Origin of the sequence: Streptomyces sp. NPDC051636 (assembly GCF_044453765.1) — a bacterium.
Taxonomy (GTDB): domain Bacteria; phylum Actinomycetota; class Actinomycetes; order Streptomycetales; family Streptomycetaceae; genus Streptomyces.
Genome location: NZ_JBITDA010000058.1, coordinates 1 through 15,903 on the forward strand (window position 1 = coordinate 1; position 15,903 = coordinate 15,903).

Consider the following 15,903-nt stretch of genomic DNA (forward strand, 5'->3'; position numbering starts at 1 on the left):
GGTCCGGGAGCAACGGCTCGATCCGCGCCCACTGCGCATCAGTCAACGGCACACCCGGACCAACGACCGACTGATCCAAACGAAACTGCCTAGCACTTGCCTCCGGCCGTCTTGTGCGCTGGTCGGCTGGGAGCAAGTGATCACGGGCCCTCAGACTCCGGACCTCTGACCGCAGCCGCAAACTGACGGCCAGGATCAGGCGTAGCTCCGCAGGCGTAACTCCGCCACCGATGGCGCCAACGCGTACCTCGCTGTCCGCCGGCCTCACCACCGAGTCCGACTACCCGAGAGGACCCAACACCTGATGTCCATATGGCCTTCGATCGTTGCCGTACTCGGCACCCTCGCCGGTGCCCTGACCGCCGGACTCCTCCAGCACCGTTCGGCACGCACCGCACGCGCCGAGGAGCGCGCCGACAGCCACCGTCAGGACCAGCTCAGTGCCGTCACCGACTTCGCGGCCGCCCTGGACGCGCACCGCTCGGCGATGTTCCATCGGGAGCGTCTGGCCCTGACGGAGGCAGGCGCCGAGCATCAGCTGGAGGCCCAGACGAGGTCCCACGACACCCGGGCGGCAATCACCGCGCCCCACATCCGCCTTCAGGTCCTGGTCCCCGAGCTGGCCGGCCCCGCGCAACTGGCCGCAGATGCCACGTACGCGCTGCGCAAGGCCAGCGACCGGACCGAGCTGGACGCCCGGCGGCATGCGGCCAAGGAAGCATCCGTCGCCTTCATCGCCGCGGCCGCCGCGCTGCTGAGCCCCAACAACCGCTGACTGAGGCCGACCACTGCCAGCGTCATGGCCGTCCGGTCGTGCCGGTCCCATACGCGCTACAACACTCGTACACTCCCGTGGTCTGCACCGGCCACTCATGGGGTGTTGTCAGTGGGGCCAGTGGGTATGGCGTGATGACTCACGCCATACCCGTGTCACTGTCGTCCGCGCTCGTCGATCACCACGCGGTCGACCTGGAACGCAAGTACACCGACGGCTGGGCCTGAGGGTCGACGACGTCGTCACCGCGCCCTCGGGCGAGATCTACGCCCTCTCCCACGTCCACCGTCACACATACGGGGTGGCGGACGAGGAAGCCGCTGCGGCGAAGGCACACTTCGGCTACTCACTGGTGAACAGGTACGCCCCCGACGGCACGTAGCTCACCACTGCTGTCTCCGGGCAGGACGAGTACCTGCGCCAGGACACGGCTTTCGGCGGTCCCATGACCGGGCTGGGCAAGGACCTGTGGTGGGCCAAGGGACTGTGCGTCCTGCCCGACGGAACGCTCGCCGCAACCGGTCCCGGGGACCATACCCATCTGATCATCGCGGACATCACGGCGGTGACCGCGCACCACGGTATGGCCCGCAGCCGACACGAGGACGGCCCGCGCGATCCGTTCGCCAGTTGGGATCAGCACGACTCCTGCCGGCCGCCTGCTATGCACGACCGGCGAGTATGGGTTCTACAACTACGGCAACCTGCTCGACAGCATCGTGTCGATCAGCGACCGGCCCCTTACCCCGACCTGGAAGCCGGCACTGCGGGCACTGGCGTCCATCGTGTTTGGCGTCGCCGGCGGGGTCCGGGCCGGTGTTGTGTGCACCTCCAGGACCAGGCGTGGGCGGTGAGGCGGTCGGCGGGCGCGGTGAGTTCGGCGTCGCGGCCGAGGCGCTTCATCTCGTAGACGGTGAAGATGACCCGGCAGCGCGGGGCGTGTGCCTTGATCTCCCGCGCCGTCCTCAGCGCCTCCTGGAACCGGGGGCGGACCCGGACCCGGGTGCTGATCTTCTCGCTGAAGATCTTGTACCTGGGGATGCCATGCTTGCTGAGCGCGTCGAGCTGGGAGTCGAGTTCCTGGCCGAGGGTCGAGCAGCGGGCGTAGCCGATGCGGATGTCCGCGCTCGGCAGGTCCGGGTCGATCGGCGCCGGCGGCGGGGTGCCCGGCCGCCATGGCCGGCCCGGTCCGCGGTCGGCGGGGGTGGGCACCCGCAGCGCCTTCTTCAGTCGGGGCACCTTCGTGAAGCGGCGGGTGTGGTAGGCGGAGGCGACCGCGCCGCCGAGCGAGCGGCACGGTGAGCCGGGCTGTGCGTCACACTTCGGAGGCGTGCTGTTCGACGTCGTCGGCGGCGACCGGTCAGTGGAAGGTTCCTGAGGGTCCGTCATTGGCCCGGATTTTCGCACAATGCAAGTCTCAGTAGGGGGTCCGTCCCGCGTTTGCGTGAGAACGGGTTCTGAGAACGAATCCGCGGTCGACGGGGGTTCGGCGGCTCGTGATTGATCTTGCTCGCGCAAAGGACCCCCGTTTGTGAGAGTAACCCTGCCTACGGCTCCGGCCCTTGCTCGTGCGCGAGGAAGATCACCAGCGGGGTGCGACACGGAATTGGGGGTTGAGGAACATCGGAACGAAAACCGGCGCTAAGGGTCCGTCGGGCCTGGTGGGCGGCTGACGGATCATCGGTTGCCGGACCTGTCTGAAGTCGTTCCACGGATAACACCCCAATATCTGCGGTAGCTTGATCCGTCACCTGTGGTGACGTTCTTCGGCCGCTACGTGAAGCGGCCCTGTTGTCTGTGGCAGGGAGAGAAGCGGTGCCCACCGTCGTACAGCTGCCGACCGGGAAGGCGTTGACCGTCCGCACGGCGGCGGACATATTCCTCGACTCGCTCGGCAACCTGAACACGGTCCGGAACTACGGGATTGGGGTGGGCAAGACCGCCGAGCGGCTCGGCGAGGCCCGGCCGCTGGCGTCGGTCGCGGACGATGAGATCGGCGAGGCCCTGGAACTGCTCTGGGGCACCGCGGCGGTCAACACGTGGAACTCCCGCCGGGCGGGGGTGCTGTCCTGGCTCGGCTGGTGTCGGGAGTACGGCTACGCCGGTCCGATGGTCCCGGCCTGGGCGAAGCGGCTGACGGTACCGGACTCCGAGACCCCCGCCCACTCGAAGATGGCGATCGACCGGCTTACCGCGCGGCGTGAGGTCACCTGCGGGAGAAGACGCTGTGGCGGATGCTGTACGAGACCGCCGCCCGTGCGGAGGAGATCCTCGGCGTGAACATCGAGAACCTGGACTTCGCCGGGCGCCGCGGCGCGGTCAAGGCGAAGGGCGCCCGGACCAAGGCCCGCCGCCGGGGCCAGGCGCGCGAGGACTACGTGCTGGAGACCGTGTACTGGGATGCCGGCACCGCCCGGTTCCTGCCCCGGCTATTGAAGGGCCGCACCCGCGGGCCGGTTGTTTGTCACCCACCGCCGCCCCGGGCCGGGCAAGGTCGTCAGCCCGCGCGACGTCTGCCCGGACACCGGGCTGGCCCGGCTGTCGTACGGGCAGGCCCGCGCCTTGCTCGACGAGCACACCGCCCTGCGCGGCCCGGGGACGGGCTGGGATCTGCATGAGTACCGCCACTCTGCCCTGACCCATCTCGGCGAGCAGGCGCCTCGCTGTTGATGCTGATGGCAAAGTCCCGGCACAAAAAGCCGGAGAACGTCCGCCGCTACTTCAAGCCCTCCCCCGATGCGATCTCCGAGCTGACCAGCCTGCTCGCCCCCGGTGACGCCCGCCATTGACCGCCTGCGCCGGGCAGGGCGGGCCGCGCGGGCGAGGCCGTTCAGCGCGGAATTACCCAGCCTGGTGCCCAGGTCCCGGCGGCGTCGTGGTCGGCCGCTGTTGCGGCGAGGTGGGCGCGGAGGGTGGCCAGCGCCGGGTGGGGGTTGTCGCGGTGCCAGAGGAGGGCGTGCGGGTAGACGGGTGTTGGGTCGGTCACCGGGATGCGGCGCAGGCCGTTGCCGACGGGCCAGACGAGGCGGGTCTGCTCGGTCGTGAAGGTGGCCAGGGCCGGGGTGTCGGCGATGGTGTCGAGGAGCGTGTCGGAGCCGAAGTTGGGGCCAGTTGCCTCGATGGTGAGGCCGAACTCGGCGACGAGGTCGTCGTAGTAGGCGGCCCACTCGGTTCCGGGAACGATGCCGGGCATCCAGATCCGGTGCCCGGCAAGCTGGGCGACGGTCACCGACCGGGCGCGGGCCAGCGCGTGGGCGGGACCGGTGAGGAGCTGGTGCGGCTCGTCGAGCACCCGGACGGACTCGATGCCCTCGGGGTTCATCACCGACCTGAAGGAGCGGATGACGAAGGCGCTGGACCGGCTGTCAGTGGCGCTGACGAACGGGTCGGCGGGCGGGGTGAAGGTCACCACCCGGCGCGGGGAGCCGTGGATCACGGTGCTAGAACCGGAGCCGTTGGTGGAGCCGACGGGCTTGCAGGCGCTGAAGGAGGAGGTGATCCGCCGCTGGGGTGTGCTCGACCTGCTGGAGGTGCTGAAGAACGCGGACTTCTTGACCGGTTTCACCGACGAGTTCGCCTCCGTCGCCGCCTATGAGCGCATCGACCGGGCGACCCTGCAACGACGCCTGCTGCTGGCGCTGTTCGCGCTCGGTACGAACATGGGCATCCGCGCGATCGTGGCCACTGGTGAGCACGGCGAGAGCGAGGCTGCGCTGCGGCACGTCCGCCGGCACTTCATTACCGTCGACAACCTCCGCTCCGCCGTCCGCAAGCTGGTGAACGCCACCTTCGCCGCCCGGGACACCGCTTGGTGGGGCACCGGCACCGCGTGTGCGTCGGACTCGAAGAAGTTCGGCTCGTGGTCGTCCAACTTCATGACCGAGTATCACGCCCGCTACGGCGGGAACGGCGTGATGATCTACTGGCACGTCGAGCGGAAGAACGTCTGCATCTACTCCCAGATCAAGAACTGCTCGTCGTCCGAGGTGGCGGCGATGATTGAGGGCCTGCTGCGGTACTGCACGGACGCCGAGGTCGAGTCGAACTATGTGGATACGCATGGCGCCTCGGTGGTCGGGTTCGCCTTCACCGAACTCTTGAGGTTCCGGCTCCTGCCCCGGTTGAAGAACATCGGCAGCATCCGCCTGTACCGGCCCGACGACACCCCGCCCGGCTGGCCAGCGCTCGGCGCCTCGCTGACCCGCCCGATCCGCTGGGAGCTCATTTCCCAGCAGTACGACCAGATGGTCAAGTACGCCACCGCCCTGCGCCTCGGGACCGCCGAGGCCGAGCAGGTCCTGCGGCGCTTCATTCGCGGTGGCCCCAAACACCCCACCTACCAGGCCCTGGAAGAACTCGGCCGAGCGGTCCGTACCATCTTCGCCTGCGACTACCTGACTCCCGGCCTGCGCCGCGAGACCCACAGCGGCCTGCAGGTCGTCGAGAACTGGAACTCGGCGAACGGCGTCCTCCACTACGGCAAGGACGGCGCACTGACCGGCCCGGACAAGGAACACGCCGAGGCCAGCATGCTCGCCCTCCACCTGCTCCAGTCCGCGCTCGTGCACATCAACACCCTCCTGCTGCAGCAGGTCCTCGCCGAACCGGCCTGGGCGGACAGGCTCACCGACGAGGACCGGCGCGCCTTGACCGCCTTGTTCTGGTCGAACATCAACCCCTACGGGACCTTCCGACTCGACATGGACAAGCGACTGGATCTGATTCTGTTCCCGGGGGTTCCAGGCCCGCGCCGTGCCCCGGACCATGCGGCCCGCACAGCGAACTGACTAGGTCAGGAAGAGCCGGGGTGCAGTGTGGTGATCGAGTAGGTTCGCGACACCGCCCACCCAGACGCTGCGTCCTTCCCCCTTGGCCAGGGTGAGGACCGCCGAGCGGCCCGTGGGGGTGTATTGGGTGACCTGCAGCTGTCGGCCTGCGTGGATGCGGGGGTCGGCGCTGACCTGGGCCGCGCTTGAAACGCCGGTGGCCCGGTCGACCGCGAGATTCCGGCCGAGGTACGCGTTCGTCTGGATCGCGCGTGCGGGCATACCCGTGATTTCGTTGCGGCAGAACAGGTGGATCCCGTTGACGTCCAGCTCGCGTTGCAGGGCCATGAGCCGGTCGTAGTCCAGACCGTCCAGTTGTCGCTGCAGTCGGGCGAAGGCGCCGGGCGTCACCTCGACGGTCAGCTTGGGCGAGCCGACGGACAGGACCGGCAGCCCGTCGGCCAGGGACGGTAGCGGCACGTGGAAGATCTCCTCCAGTGCCTGCTCGCGGCCGTACGCGATCAAAGGCTCACTGGAGTCGAACTGCAGCATGACCGTGCCGCTGGAAAGCGAAGCTCGCGCCGATCCGCCCGACGGCGTGGTGATCAGCAGATCAAGGCCTGCGGTGATGGCCCCGGTCTGGGTGAGCGTGTGCACGGTGCCGATGAAGCCGTGGGCGTACGCTCCGAGTGCCTTTCCGGTCGGTGTCAGGACGGTCAGGTCGAGCTCGTACCCGGAAGGGCAGTGCAGCCCATTCCGTGGGCACGACGGCATCGACGAAGACGGTCTCGGGGGCGCCGGTGCGCCGGGCCAGCGCCCGGCGTTGGGCTGTGCTCAACACTGCCACGTCGGCGCCCACGACGACAGCGAAGGGGTTGCCCAGACCGTTGTCCGGATCGCGGGGATCGACGAACGCCGAGCCGCGAACGACCCGGACCCCGGCCGGCGGCACCACTCGCTGGCTTGCCGTCCTCGCCGCCGGGGAGCTGGGACGGGACCCGGTCTTGTCCGTGCCGCTCATGCGTCGGGGCACAGGATGAACAGCGGGAAGGCGCGGTGGCTGGGCTGGTCGCCGACCTGCTTCAGCGCCTCGCGGATGTCGCGCAGGTGGCCCGGCCGAATGACGACCCCCAGCGCCCTGGAGCGGCCCACCGGCGTGCCCTTCACCCGGCGCCTGGCCGCCCGTCTCGTCCTGACCCCCGCCCTCGTCATCGCCCTCCTGCCGCCCCGCTGGATCCGTGCCGTGCTCCACCTCGCATGTCGCGGAGCCGCGCCGGCCACCGCCACACAGGCGAAGAACGCTCGGGACGCGATGTGCGCGGTGAGCCTGCGCTGCGCCGGCCCGAAAGGCTGCCTGCCCCGTTCCCTGGGGGCCGCGCTGCTGTGCCGCCTGGGAGGGAGCTGGCCAGCCTGGTGCACCGGGGTGCGCGTGGTGCCGCCGTTCACGGCGCACGCCTGGATCGAGGCGGACGGCCGCCCCGTGGATGAGGGTGTACCCGACGACTACTTCACCCGGCTCATCACGGTCGCTCCCGGGAGCCGATCGGGCCGATGACCGACACCGTCGTGGATCAGGCACAGCCGACGGCCGCGGGCGACCGCTCCACCCGGGCCGCGGTCGCCACCATGTACCGGCTCACCACCGGCCACCGGGCCTCCATCACCGTCGCCACCCTACTCACCCTCGTCGGCTCCGCGCTCGGGCTCGCCCAGCCGCTCGTTGCCAAGCAGGTCGTGGACGCTAGCGGGCGCGGACAGGTGTTGTGGCCACTGTTGCTGCTCCTGGCCGGGCTGTTCGTCACCGAAGCGGCGACCGGCGCGGTAGGCCGCTTCGTCCTGGAGCGCATGGGCGAAAGCATCGTACGAGGGCTGCGCCACAGTCTGGTTGGGCGGCTGCTCCGGCTGGAGATGCGAGAGTACGACCGGCACCGCAGCGGAGATCTGATCTCCCGGGTCACCGCCGACACCACCCTGCTGAGGGAGGTGGTGTCCCAGGCGCTGGTCGACCTGGTGACCGGCGCCCTCGTCGCTGCGGGGGCGATCGTCCTCATGGTGTGCATCGACCCGCTGCTGCTGCTCCTGGTCGCGGCGACCGTGGCCACCGCCGCCGTGATCGTCGCCTCTCTGCTCAAGGGCATCCGGGCTGCCTCCGAGCGCATGCAGACCTCCGTCGGCACCATCGCCGCCGACCTGGAACGCGCCCTCGGCGCCCTGCCGATGGTCCGGGTGCACTGCGCGGAGGAACGGGAGGCGCAGCGCATCGGAGAATGCGTCGAATCGGCGTACCGCGCCGGCGTACGGACCGCGAAACTCGCCTCCGTGATGAGCCCGGCCGTCGAACTCGCCGTCCAGGGCTCCTTCCTGATCGTCCTGGTCATCGGCGGCCTGCGAGTGAACGCAGACGCCAACTCCCTCGGCGACCTGGTCGCCTTCCTGCTGTACGCCTCCTACCTGGTCCTACCGCTGTCCTCGGTCTTTCGCGCGGTCGGCCTGATCCAGCGCGGGATGGGCGCCTACCAGCGCATCGAGCAGGCGCTGTCCCTGCCGGCGGAGCCCTCGCAAGCCCAGACGCCGGCTGCCCGGGCACGTACGCGCGAACCGGCCCGGCAGACCGTCTCGTACCAGGAGCCCGCTCTTGCCCTGCGGGACCTCAGCTTCGGCTACGACCCGAGTCGGCCGGTGCTGCGCGGCATCTCCTTCACCGCCTCCCACCGGCGCCAGACAGCCCTGGTCGGCCGGTCGGGTGCCGGCAAGAGCACGGTCTTCGCCCTGGTGGCGAGATTCTACGAACCGGACTCCGGGGCCCTGCTGTTCGACGGCATGCCCGCCACTGAGCTGAGCCGCGGGGAGTGCCGGTCACGCATCGCGGTCGTCGACCAGGCCACCCATGTCGTCCATGGCTCGCTGTGGGACAACATCACCTATGCCGTACCCGACGCCTCGGAGGCCGAGGTCCGGCGCGTGGTCGAACTCGCCCAGCTCGCAGGCGTCGTCGAGCGGCTGCCCGGTGGACTGTCGGGCATGCTCGGCGAACGCGGCGGCACGCTCTCCGGGGGCGAGCGGCAGCGGGTCGCCCTGGCCCGTGCCCTGCTCGCCCGGCCCTCCCTCCTACTGCTCGACGAGCCGACGTCCCACCTGGACGCCGTCAACGAAGCCGCGCTCACCGCCGCGATGCAGGACGTGGCCCGAGAATGCGCCGTCCTGGTGATCGCGCACCGGCTGTCCACTGTCCAGCACGCGGACCGGATCATCGTGATGGACGAGGGCAGAGCCGTCGCCTGCGGACGTCACGAGGAACTACTCACCAGCAGCCCCACCTACCGCGAACTGGCCGCCGGACAGATGCTCCGCCCGGCCAACGCCCGGACCTCCCCCGTGACGACCGTAAGCCCGCACCCACGCCACCCGCTGTGAACCGGACATGGACACGACGCCGAGAGCGCCTCAGGCAGTCCGGCCAGCCATCACCCTGGGCCAGGGCGACGGCGACGCCAAGCCGTTGCTCCCTGCCGCGAAGGCGTCCGGCACCGCCAAGGTCATCGCCGGACACCTCCATGAGGCCCACATCGGCACCACTTCGCCCGCGCGTACGTCATACCCGTCGGCTGACCGGGGTTATTCCTCGGAGGCGGCCGGGTCGCGCAGCGGGCGCAGCGAGCCGTCGCCGTGGGAGCGGACGATCGGGTACCGGCCGTGGAATTAATGTGTTCGTGGACCAGCGGAGAGAGCCGGGAACGGATCTCCGGTGAGATGGTCAGCCCGCCGGCCTCCAGCTCCTTGACGGCGGCGTCCATGTAGAGGGTATTCCACCTGCACCTCCTGCAGTCCAGCCTCGTGCACGTCAACACGCTACTGCTGCAGCAGGTCCTGTCCGAGCCGACGTGGGCATCGCGGCTGACGGACGAGGACCGGCGTGGGCTGACCGCGCTCTTCTGGTCGAACGTGAACCCCTACGGCACTTTCCGTCTGGACATGGACGCCCGGCTCGACCTGGGGCCGGCCGTGGCCGTGCCCCGCCCCCGTACCTCGGCAGATGCCGCCACCCGGTCAGCCACGGAGCTGCGATGAGGTTCTTGCCGACCTCACCGGCCCCTGCATGAACGAGGCCGCCTGGCGGGCGCGCGATGGGGTCGGCTCAGGTTGAAGGGGCCGGCGTGGGCACCACGAGTAATTGTCAAATGTTGTGGATCGGAGAGCGTCGGATCAGGCGCCAGGCAGTGGTGTAAAGGTTCTTGACCAGGAGACTGTCTCCGGGCCGGATCGTTCGGATCAAGATGGCATCCTGGCCTGCATGGCCGAACTGATCGACCCCTCGCTCGCCGATGCCGAACTAACCTCCTTCATCGAGGCTGTTCGACAGGACCCCGGACCTCTCGCCCGTGCCGTGGGCGCGGCGGAGTTGCGGCGTGCGCAGCGACTCCGTGCTGAAGCCGGGCCTCCGGGCCCCGAGATCGCCCACGTCGAGGATCTGACGGTCGGCTCGGCTGCCGTGGGGGCCCGCCTCTACCGGCCTTCGGCGGGGTGCAGGCCGCTGGTGGTGTTCCTTCATGGAGGGATGTGGACGATCGGCGATCTGGAGTCGCACGATCGGGCATGCCGCCGATTGGCGCTCAGTACCGACACGGCCGTGCTGAGCGTCGACTTCCGCCGGGCTCCGGAGCACCCGTGGCCGGCTGCTGTCGATGACTGCGTGGATGCCATCCGGTGGGCAGCGGCCGGCGGAGTTTCCAGCGCGGGGATCGCAGGCCCGATCGTCGTCATGGGTGACAGTTCCGGCGGTAACCTCGCCACGCTTGCCTGCCTGCGCCTGCGTGATGAGGGCGGACCGCTGCCGGCCGCCCAGATCCTGGTGTACCCCAACACCGATCTGACACTCTCCGGTCCCAGCACGCGGTCGAAGGCCACGGGCTGGGGCCTGACGACCGACGACATCGCATGGGGGGCCGGAGCAATGGGTCCCAGACTCGTCCCGGCGCGCCGACCCCGAGGTCAGCCCGCTGTACGCCGCCGACCTCGGCGGGCTGCCGCCCACCGTTGTCGTCACCGCTGAGCACGATCCGCTTCGGGACGAGGGCGACGCCTATGCCGCTCGGCTGGCCGCCGCGAACGTTCCAGTCAGACACCGCTGCGAGGCTGGGATGGTCCACGGATTCCTCACCCTCGACACCCTCTCTCCCGCCGTCGCGGCGGCGGGAGAGAGGGTCTTCGCAGACGTCACCGACATGCTCGACCGCGTCCGCTGATGCCTCGTCAAGCATCGACCCGTGGGGCCCTGACCTCGACCGATCCGGCGGCGGTGGTGACCTTCCGCAGCTGGTGGTAACCATTGCGCACCACCAGGCACCGACCGCTCTCGTCCTGGTGGTCGGCGAGCTCGGCTATGTAGGTGTTGACCTCGGCTTCCAGCGCGGCTGCCAGCATCTTGCGAGCCCCCTCCCGGAGGATCTCGTCCAACAGCGACGACCCGCTACTGGTGGTGCCGTCGGCGTTGACTACGTGAGCACGAACGTGCCTTCCCGGCCGACGTTGCCGCGTCGGCCTTGCTCGGTAACCTATCGATCGATCACCCGGGAAGGTACGTCCTCCCAGGCCGATCCACAGGCTTTGAGCATTACTCGGGCACACCACTGGCTGTGACCATCAAGACGGTTGTCTATCCGCGATCCGAACCTGGTGTGGTGGTGTCACCTGGCGTCGTTTCGGGTTTTGTGTAGAGGACTTCGCGGACCTGCTCCGCGGCGCGGAGGATGCTCTCGCTGATGAAGTCGCTGAAGCGGGCGATGTTCTCCAGGCGGGCGGCGGCCGGGCTGTCGCGGCCGAGGATACCGACGCCCTGCCGTGCGATCTCGGCGACCTGGGCGGTGCCGCGGGCGCTGGCGATCGTCGACTGGTACCAGACGTCGTCGTCGACGAAGTAGCGCTCGCGGCGGCGTTCGTCGCGTTCCCGGCGGACGAGGCCCTGATCTTCGAGGAACGCGATCGCCTTGGAGACGGACGCCGCGCTGACCTGCAGGCGCTGGACGAGTTCGGACGCGGTGAGGCTACCCGCGTCGGCGATAAAGAGGCAGGTCAGCACCCGAGCTGTCATCTTGGGCAGGCCCTGTTGCATCAGGAGGGTGGTGAACGCCTCCTCGTACTCGCACACGGCCTCGTCGTCGCGCCCGTGGCCCTGCGCCGGCGCCCCCTGCCCTCGGGGTGGGGTGTGCTTGCGCCGGTGGGCGCGGCGTTCGGTGGCGCGGTGGGCCAGGTCGGCGCGGTAGGCGGTGGGGCCGCCGTTGCGCATCACCTCACGCGTGATCGTCGAGGTCGGACGGTTGAGGCGTCGGGCGATCTCGGCGTAGGGGAGGCTGTCGGCCAGCCCCAGCGCAATCTGCTGGCGTTCCTGCTGGGTGAGCCTGCCTCCCGGCATCGCGATCTCCTTGGTGATCCTTCGTGGCGGTCCCTGATCCCCCCACCATAGCGTTCACTTCTCATTCATTGCAATGACCAGGGTGTTTGTCGTTGCGTTATTCCCAAGACCGTTGCAACAATTTCTGGGCCTCTACCTTCATAGATGTCGATTCTGTGCAACGAGTGTGTTGTCGAATCCTAAAAGGCAACATAGCGTTTCCAGTACCAGAAACAACAAACCAGCACCGGGAGAGCACGATGCAGAAGTTCGACACCCCCGCCCCGATCTCCGCCCTCCTGGACATCCCCGCCGGACGCATCCAGTTCATCGCCGCAGACCGCGCCAACACCACCGTCGAGGTCCTGCCCGCCAACCCCTCCAAGAGCCGCGACACCAAGACCGCCGAGCAGACCACCGTCGCCTATGCCGACGGCGTCCTGTGCATCACGACCCCGACCCCCAACAACCAGCTCTTCGGCCCCTCCGGTTCCCTGGAGATCACCGTCCAACTGCCCGCCGGCTCCCGCATCGAGGCCAAGGCCGCCAGCGCCGAGCTCCGCGGCGTCGGACGCCTCGGCGACGTCGCCTTCGAAGGCGCGTACCGCCAGATCAAGATCGACGAGGCCGCGAGCGTCCGCCTCACCGCGACCGACGGCGACATCGAGGTCGGCCGGCTGGGCGGCCCCGCGGAGATCAGCACCGCAAGGGGCGAAATCCGGATCACCGAGGCCGTGCGCGGCACGGTCGTGCTCCGCACCCAGTCCGGCGACATCTCGGTCGGCGCCGCCGCCGGCGTCTCGGCCACCCTGGACGCCGGCACCGACTACGGCCGCGTCAGCAACGCACTCAAGAACGATGGCACCGCCGAACTCGACATCCGCGCCACCACCTCCCGCGGCGACATCACCGCCCGCAGCCTCTGAAGGAACAGAAGCAGGACTGTCCGGCCGGGCCCCCCGCGATCGAGATCCTGTCGGTCGTCGCCGAGGACGCGGCCGTCCGTCCCGAGGGGCCTGCGATCCACGTGCAGGGCCTGGAGGAGCCGTACAAGACGCTCTCACGCGACCAGGGGGAACACATGACGAAGAACAGCACTTCCTCGACCAGTTCGAAGTGGACCGGCATGGTGTCGATTGACGATACGGCCCTGGCCGTCACCGACACCGGCGGTCCCGGTATCCCTGTGGTCTACCTGATTCGAAAATCAACCATTCCCGCAGGTCAGACCGCTTCCGCTGATTGGAGGGACACTTGATAACCGAGCATGTTGAGCTGGCTGACCAGGCGCCGCGTCTGCCTGGCTCGTCCAGTTCGTTGGACGAAGTAGTCGCCTCCGAGTTCGGCGTATTCGGCGTCGTTGGTGAGCATGTGCCAGACCGAGGTCAGGATGGTGTGGCCGACGGCGGCCAAGGCGCGTTTCTTCCCACGGCGGACCGCGATGCGTTTGTAGCGGGCGGCAAGGTAGGTGCCCTTGGTGCGGGCGGCCGCAGTGGCGGCCAGCCCGAGTGCACCCTTCAGCCACGGGTCGCCGGGGCGGGGCTTGCCGGAGGTGTGCTTGCCGGCGGACTCGTGGTTGCCCGGACACATCCCAGCCCACGAGGCGAGGTGGGCGGCTGTGGGGGACCGGCTCATGTCGGCGCCGATCTCGGCGAGGATCACCTCGGCGGACTTCGCGTTGACGCCCGGGATCGTGGTCAGCAGCTCGACCTGCCGACGAAAGGGGGCGAGCTGCCGGGTGATCTCCTCGCTCAGCCGGGCCTCGGTCGCGGTGACCGCGTCGATGCGGTCGAGCATGGTGCGGGCCAGGAACGCGTGGTGGTCATTGAACCGGCCGGTCAGGGCCTGGGCCAGGATCTCGCGTTTGGCCCGCATGCTGGCCTTGGCCATCTCCGCCAGCACCTTCGGGTCGCGTTCCCCTGCGATCAGGGCCTCCAGCATCGCGCGAGCGGACTTGCCCAGCAGGTCGGAGACGACGGCGGACAGCTTGATACCGGCGTCCTCGAGGAGCTTCTCCAGCCGCTGGGCCTCGCGGGGGCGTTCGCGGATGACCTCGGTGCGGTAGCGAGTCAGGTCCCGCGGCTGCCGGATCTCCGGCGGCGGGACGAACGAGGGCCGGACCAGGCCGTGTTCGACTATCTTGCAGATCCACTCGGAATCGGCGACGTCGGTCTTGCGGCCGGGGACGTTCTTCATGTGCCGGGCGTTGAGCAGCCAGGTCTCGATGTCGTTCTCCAGCAGGTAGAACACCGGTTTCCAGTACGAGCCGGTGGCCTCCATGCCGACCACGGTGATGCCCTCGGCGATCAGCCAGTCCCGCATCGCCAGCAGGTCACGGGTCATGGTGGAGAAGGTGCGTACCTCTTTCCGGCGCCGCTTGCCCGGTCCCGGAACGCGGACGCACACCTTCACGTCAGCCTTGCCGATGTCGATCCCGGCGCATCGTTCGTGGACAACGTCCATGCCCCGGTCCTCCCCTCGCGCGGTGTGCTGTTGTGCAGCAGCCGTCCGGCGGGGACCAAGCAGGCAAAAGAATCTGATTCACATGCTCGAAGCAACACTTCCGGGTGCCTGACGACGGGTCCCCGGCGTCCTACTCAATGTCGGGTTCCGGTGGCACCAAGACTCCGCGACGTCAGCCGGACGGCCGTAGCCCGATTTTCTCCCCTTTGGGGAGTCGCCGTCAGGAGATCGGATTACTCAATGGCAGATCAGCCGGAGCCGACCCGTTGCCCGATCCGTGCGCAACGACGCTGTACTCCCGGTCGGGAAACAGCAGGCAGCGAGCAGGATCGTCCGGGACGGCCCTGCGGTTCTGGAGCAGATACCTGGCCTGACCCGCAGGTAAAGCCAGCGCACGGAACGGCTGCGTTCGGCCCTGGCTGCAGTCGGTCTCGCCCTGGCCGGCCGGGCTGGCGCCCGGCTTGCTGGACACCGGTTCGCCGACCGGACCCGGGCGCGGCACGCCGCCGTCCATGCTCTGTTGGAGGCAGGACACAGCCGACACCGCGACGCCGGAGAAGCTATTCACCGGGGAAGTTGTGGAAGGAGATCGTGCCACTTGGCTACAAGCGCAGTTACCAGCGCGTCCGCGCCTACCTGCACGACAAACGCACCTCGCCGCGGCCGGTGACGGCCCGGCCGCCCTCGCCGCGGGCCGTCACTGTATGGATCCTCCGGCACCCGGACACCCTCACCGAGTCCGAGCAGCTACAGCTCAACGCTGTCCGGAGGCACTATCCCGAACTCGACGCTCTGACCCGCCACGTCCGGTCCTTCGCGACCATGCTCACCAGCCGACATGGCGAGCGGCTGCCGGACTGGCTGGATGCCGTCCGGCAGGACGACTTGCCGAGCCTCCACACCCTCGCTGCGGGTATCGACCGAGACCGTGACGCAGTCATTGCCGGCCTCACCCTGCCCTGGAACTCGGGCGCCGTCGAAGGCCATGTCAACCGGATCAAGATGATCAAGCGCCAGATGTTTGGGCGCGCCGGCTTCCAGCTCCTCCGGAAGAGGGACCTGTTGTCGTGACGGATGGCGGTGAGCTCGCCACTGCGGCGTGTGAGCATCACTCTGAGACCCATATGATCGTCGATGTTGATCGCTTGCCGTAGAGGGGAAACGTGTTGCGGGCTCGAAGGACGGTCCACGCCCTATGCGCGATTGGCGCGATTTCGTCCCTTTTTGGGTGCGGGACCGGAGCCAGCGCTGAAAAGCACAGCTCCGCTCAGGGCAACACGCCTTCGTCTCAAGCCGTCAGAGCCCTGGGCAAGGAGCAAGTACAAGCGGTGTACCGGACTCGGACGACGTGCCTCCCGGCTGGAAGAAAACCGGCAGGCTCAGTCTCGATGGCGCCAACCCCGAAGACGGCGGCAGCCTAGGCGGTTTCGTTTGGATCATCGGGCGGACCAGAGGAAGATGCCGGCGATGTGGAGTCCGGCGAGGTAGATGGTCGCGGTCTTGTCGTAGCG

Annotated in this window: 15 protein-coding genes and 3 pseudogenes; 10 read left to right on the plus strand and 8 right to left on the minus strand. The window is 68.7% G+C overall.

Annotated features, from left to right (window positions below):
- Positions 1–304: 304 nt before the first annotated feature.
- Positions 305–775, plus strand: coding sequence for a hypothetical protein (locus tag ACIBBH_RS41405; protein ID WP_399414008.1), 471 nt, complete (start codon positions 305–307; stop codon positions 773–775).
- A gap of 741 nt (positions 776–1,516) precedes the next feature.
- On the opposite strand, the gene ACIBBH_RS41410 is transcribed toward ACIBBH_RS41405, so the two are convergent.
- Positions 1,517–2,164, minus strand: coding sequence for a recombinase family protein (locus ACIBBH_RS41410; protein WP_399414010.1), 648 nt, complete (start codon positions 2,162–2,164; stop codon positions 1,517–1,519).
- Between the two features lie 426 nt (positions 2,165–2,590).
- On the opposite strand from ACIBBH_RS41410, the pseudogene ACIBBH_RS41415 reads away from it, so the two are divergent.
- A pseudogene (locus tag ACIBBH_RS41415) lies at positions 2,591–3,564 on the plus strand (tyrosine-type recombinase/integrase).
- 41 nt (positions 3,565–3,605) lie between these two features.
- On the opposite strand, the pseudogene ACIBBH_RS41420 reads toward ACIBBH_RS41415, so the two are convergent.
- A pseudogene (locus ACIBBH_RS41420) lies at positions 3,606–4,091 on the minus strand (LysR substrate-binding domain-containing protein); the annotation flags it as partial.
- Positions 4,092–4,116: 25 nt separating this feature from the next.
- Here ACIBBH_RS41420 and ACIBBH_RS41425 point away from each other — a divergent pair.
- Positions 4,117–5,562: a transposase gene (locus tag ACIBBH_RS41425; protein ID WP_399414032.1), complete on the plus strand. Its 1,446-nt coding sequence runs from the start codon at positions 4,117–4,119 to the stop codon at positions 5,560–5,562.
- Here ACIBBH_RS41425 and ACIBBH_RS41430 read toward each other — a convergent pair whose 3' ends face one another.
- Complete coding sequence (locus tag ACIBBH_RS41430) at positions 5,563–6,315, minus strand: hypothetical protein (protein WP_399414012.1); 753 nt, start codon at positions 6,313–6,315, stop codon at positions 5,563–5,565.
- 346 nt (positions 6,316–6,661) lie between these two features.
- Between ACIBBH_RS41430 and ACIBBH_RS41435 the strand changes: the two genes are divergently transcribed.
- Both ACIBBH_RS41435 and ACIBBH_RS41440 read left to right on the plus strand, forming a co-directional pair.
- Positions 6,662–7,096: a lasso peptide biosynthesis B2 protein gene (locus tag ACIBBH_RS41435; protein ID WP_399414014.1), complete on the plus strand. Its 435-nt coding sequence runs from the start codon at positions 6,662–6,664 to the stop codon at positions 7,094–7,096.
- Positions 7,093–8,955: an ABC transporter ATP-binding protein gene (locus tag ACIBBH_RS41440; protein WP_399414016.1), complete on the plus strand. Its 1,863-nt coding sequence runs from the start codon at positions 7,093–7,095 to the stop codon at positions 8,953–8,955. The genes ACIBBH_RS41435 and ACIBBH_RS41440 overlap by 4 nt, the downstream gene beginning before the upstream one ends.
- A gap of 122 nt (positions 8,956–9,077) precedes the next feature.
- Here ACIBBH_RS41440 and ACIBBH_RS41445 read toward each other — a convergent pair whose 3' ends face one another.
- Positions 9,078–9,389 (minus strand): Tn3 family transposase, encoded by a 312-nt coding sequence (locus ACIBBH_RS41445; protein ID WP_399414018.1) that lies wholly within the window; start codon positions 9,387–9,389, stop codon positions 9,078–9,080.
- Between ACIBBH_RS41445 and ACIBBH_RS41450 the strand changes: the two genes are divergently transcribed.
- From ACIBBH_RS41450 to ACIBBH_RS41460, 3 genes are all read left to right on the plus strand, one after another.
- Positions 9,361–9,609, plus strand: a complete 249-nt coding sequence (locus tag ACIBBH_RS41450) for a Tn3 family transposase (protein ID WP_399414034.1) — start codon at positions 9,361–9,363, stop codon at positions 9,607–9,609. The genes ACIBBH_RS41445 and ACIBBH_RS41450 overlap by 29 nt on opposite strands.
- A 223-nt stretch (positions 9,610–9,832) precedes the next feature.
- Complete coding sequence (locus tag ACIBBH_RS41455; RefSeq protein ID WP_399414020.1) at positions 9,833–10,591, plus strand: alpha/beta hydrolase; 759 nt, start codon at positions 9,833–9,835, stop codon at positions 10,589–10,591.
- Positions 10,539–10,784: an alpha/beta hydrolase fold domain-containing protein gene (locus tag ACIBBH_RS41460; protein ID WP_399414036.1), complete on the plus strand. Its 246-nt coding sequence runs from the start codon at positions 10,539–10,541 to the stop codon at positions 10,782–10,784. The genes ACIBBH_RS41455 and ACIBBH_RS41460 overlap by 53 nt, the downstream gene beginning before the upstream one ends.
- Positions 10,785–10,797: 13 nt before the next feature.
- Here the strand turns inward: ACIBBH_RS41460 and ACIBBH_RS41465 are convergent.
- Positions 10,798–10,998: pseudogene (locus ACIBBH_RS41465) on the minus strand (transposase); the annotation flags it as partial.
- A 196-nt stretch (positions 10,999–11,194) separates the two neighbouring features.
- Positions 11,195–11,950: a helix-turn-helix domain-containing protein gene (locus ACIBBH_RS41470; protein ID WP_399414022.1), complete on the minus strand. Its 756-nt coding sequence runs from the start codon at positions 11,948–11,950 to the stop codon at positions 11,195–11,197.
- 239 nt (positions 11,951–12,189) lie between these two features.
- On the opposite strand from ACIBBH_RS41470, the gene ACIBBH_RS41475 reads away from it, so the two are divergent.
- The gene (locus ACIBBH_RS41475) at positions 12,190–12,855 is read left to right on the plus strand and encodes a DUF4097 family beta strand repeat-containing protein (RefSeq protein WP_399414024.1); all 666 of its coding nucleotides are present in this window, start codon (positions 12,190–12,192) and stop codon (positions 12,853–12,855) included.
- Between the two features lie 298 nt (positions 12,856–13,153).
- On the opposite strand, the gene ACIBBH_RS41480 is transcribed toward ACIBBH_RS41475, so the two are convergent.
- Together ACIBBH_RS41480 and ACIBBH_RS41485 are read right to left on the minus strand one after the other, a co-directional pair.
- On the minus strand, positions 13,154–14,392 hold the full coding sequence (locus ACIBBH_RS41480) for an IS110 family transposase (RefSeq protein ID WP_399414026.1): 1,239 nt from the start codon (positions 14,390–14,392) through the stop codon (positions 13,154–13,156).
- Positions 14,393–14,612: 220 nt separating this feature from the next.
- Positions 14,613–14,960 (minus strand): hypothetical protein, encoded by a 348-nt coding sequence (locus ACIBBH_RS41485; protein WP_399414028.1) that lies wholly within the window; start codon positions 14,958–14,960, stop codon positions 14,613–14,615.
- 23 nt (positions 14,961–14,983) lie between these two features.
- Here ACIBBH_RS41485 and ACIBBH_RS41490 point away from each other — a divergent pair, with 23 nt between their 5' ends.
- A complete protein-coding gene (locus ACIBBH_RS41490) occupies positions 14,984–15,463 on the plus strand; it encodes a transposase (RefSeq protein ID WP_399414030.1) in 480 nt (159 codons plus the stop codon).
- Positions 15,464–15,903 lie beyond the last annotated feature (440 nt).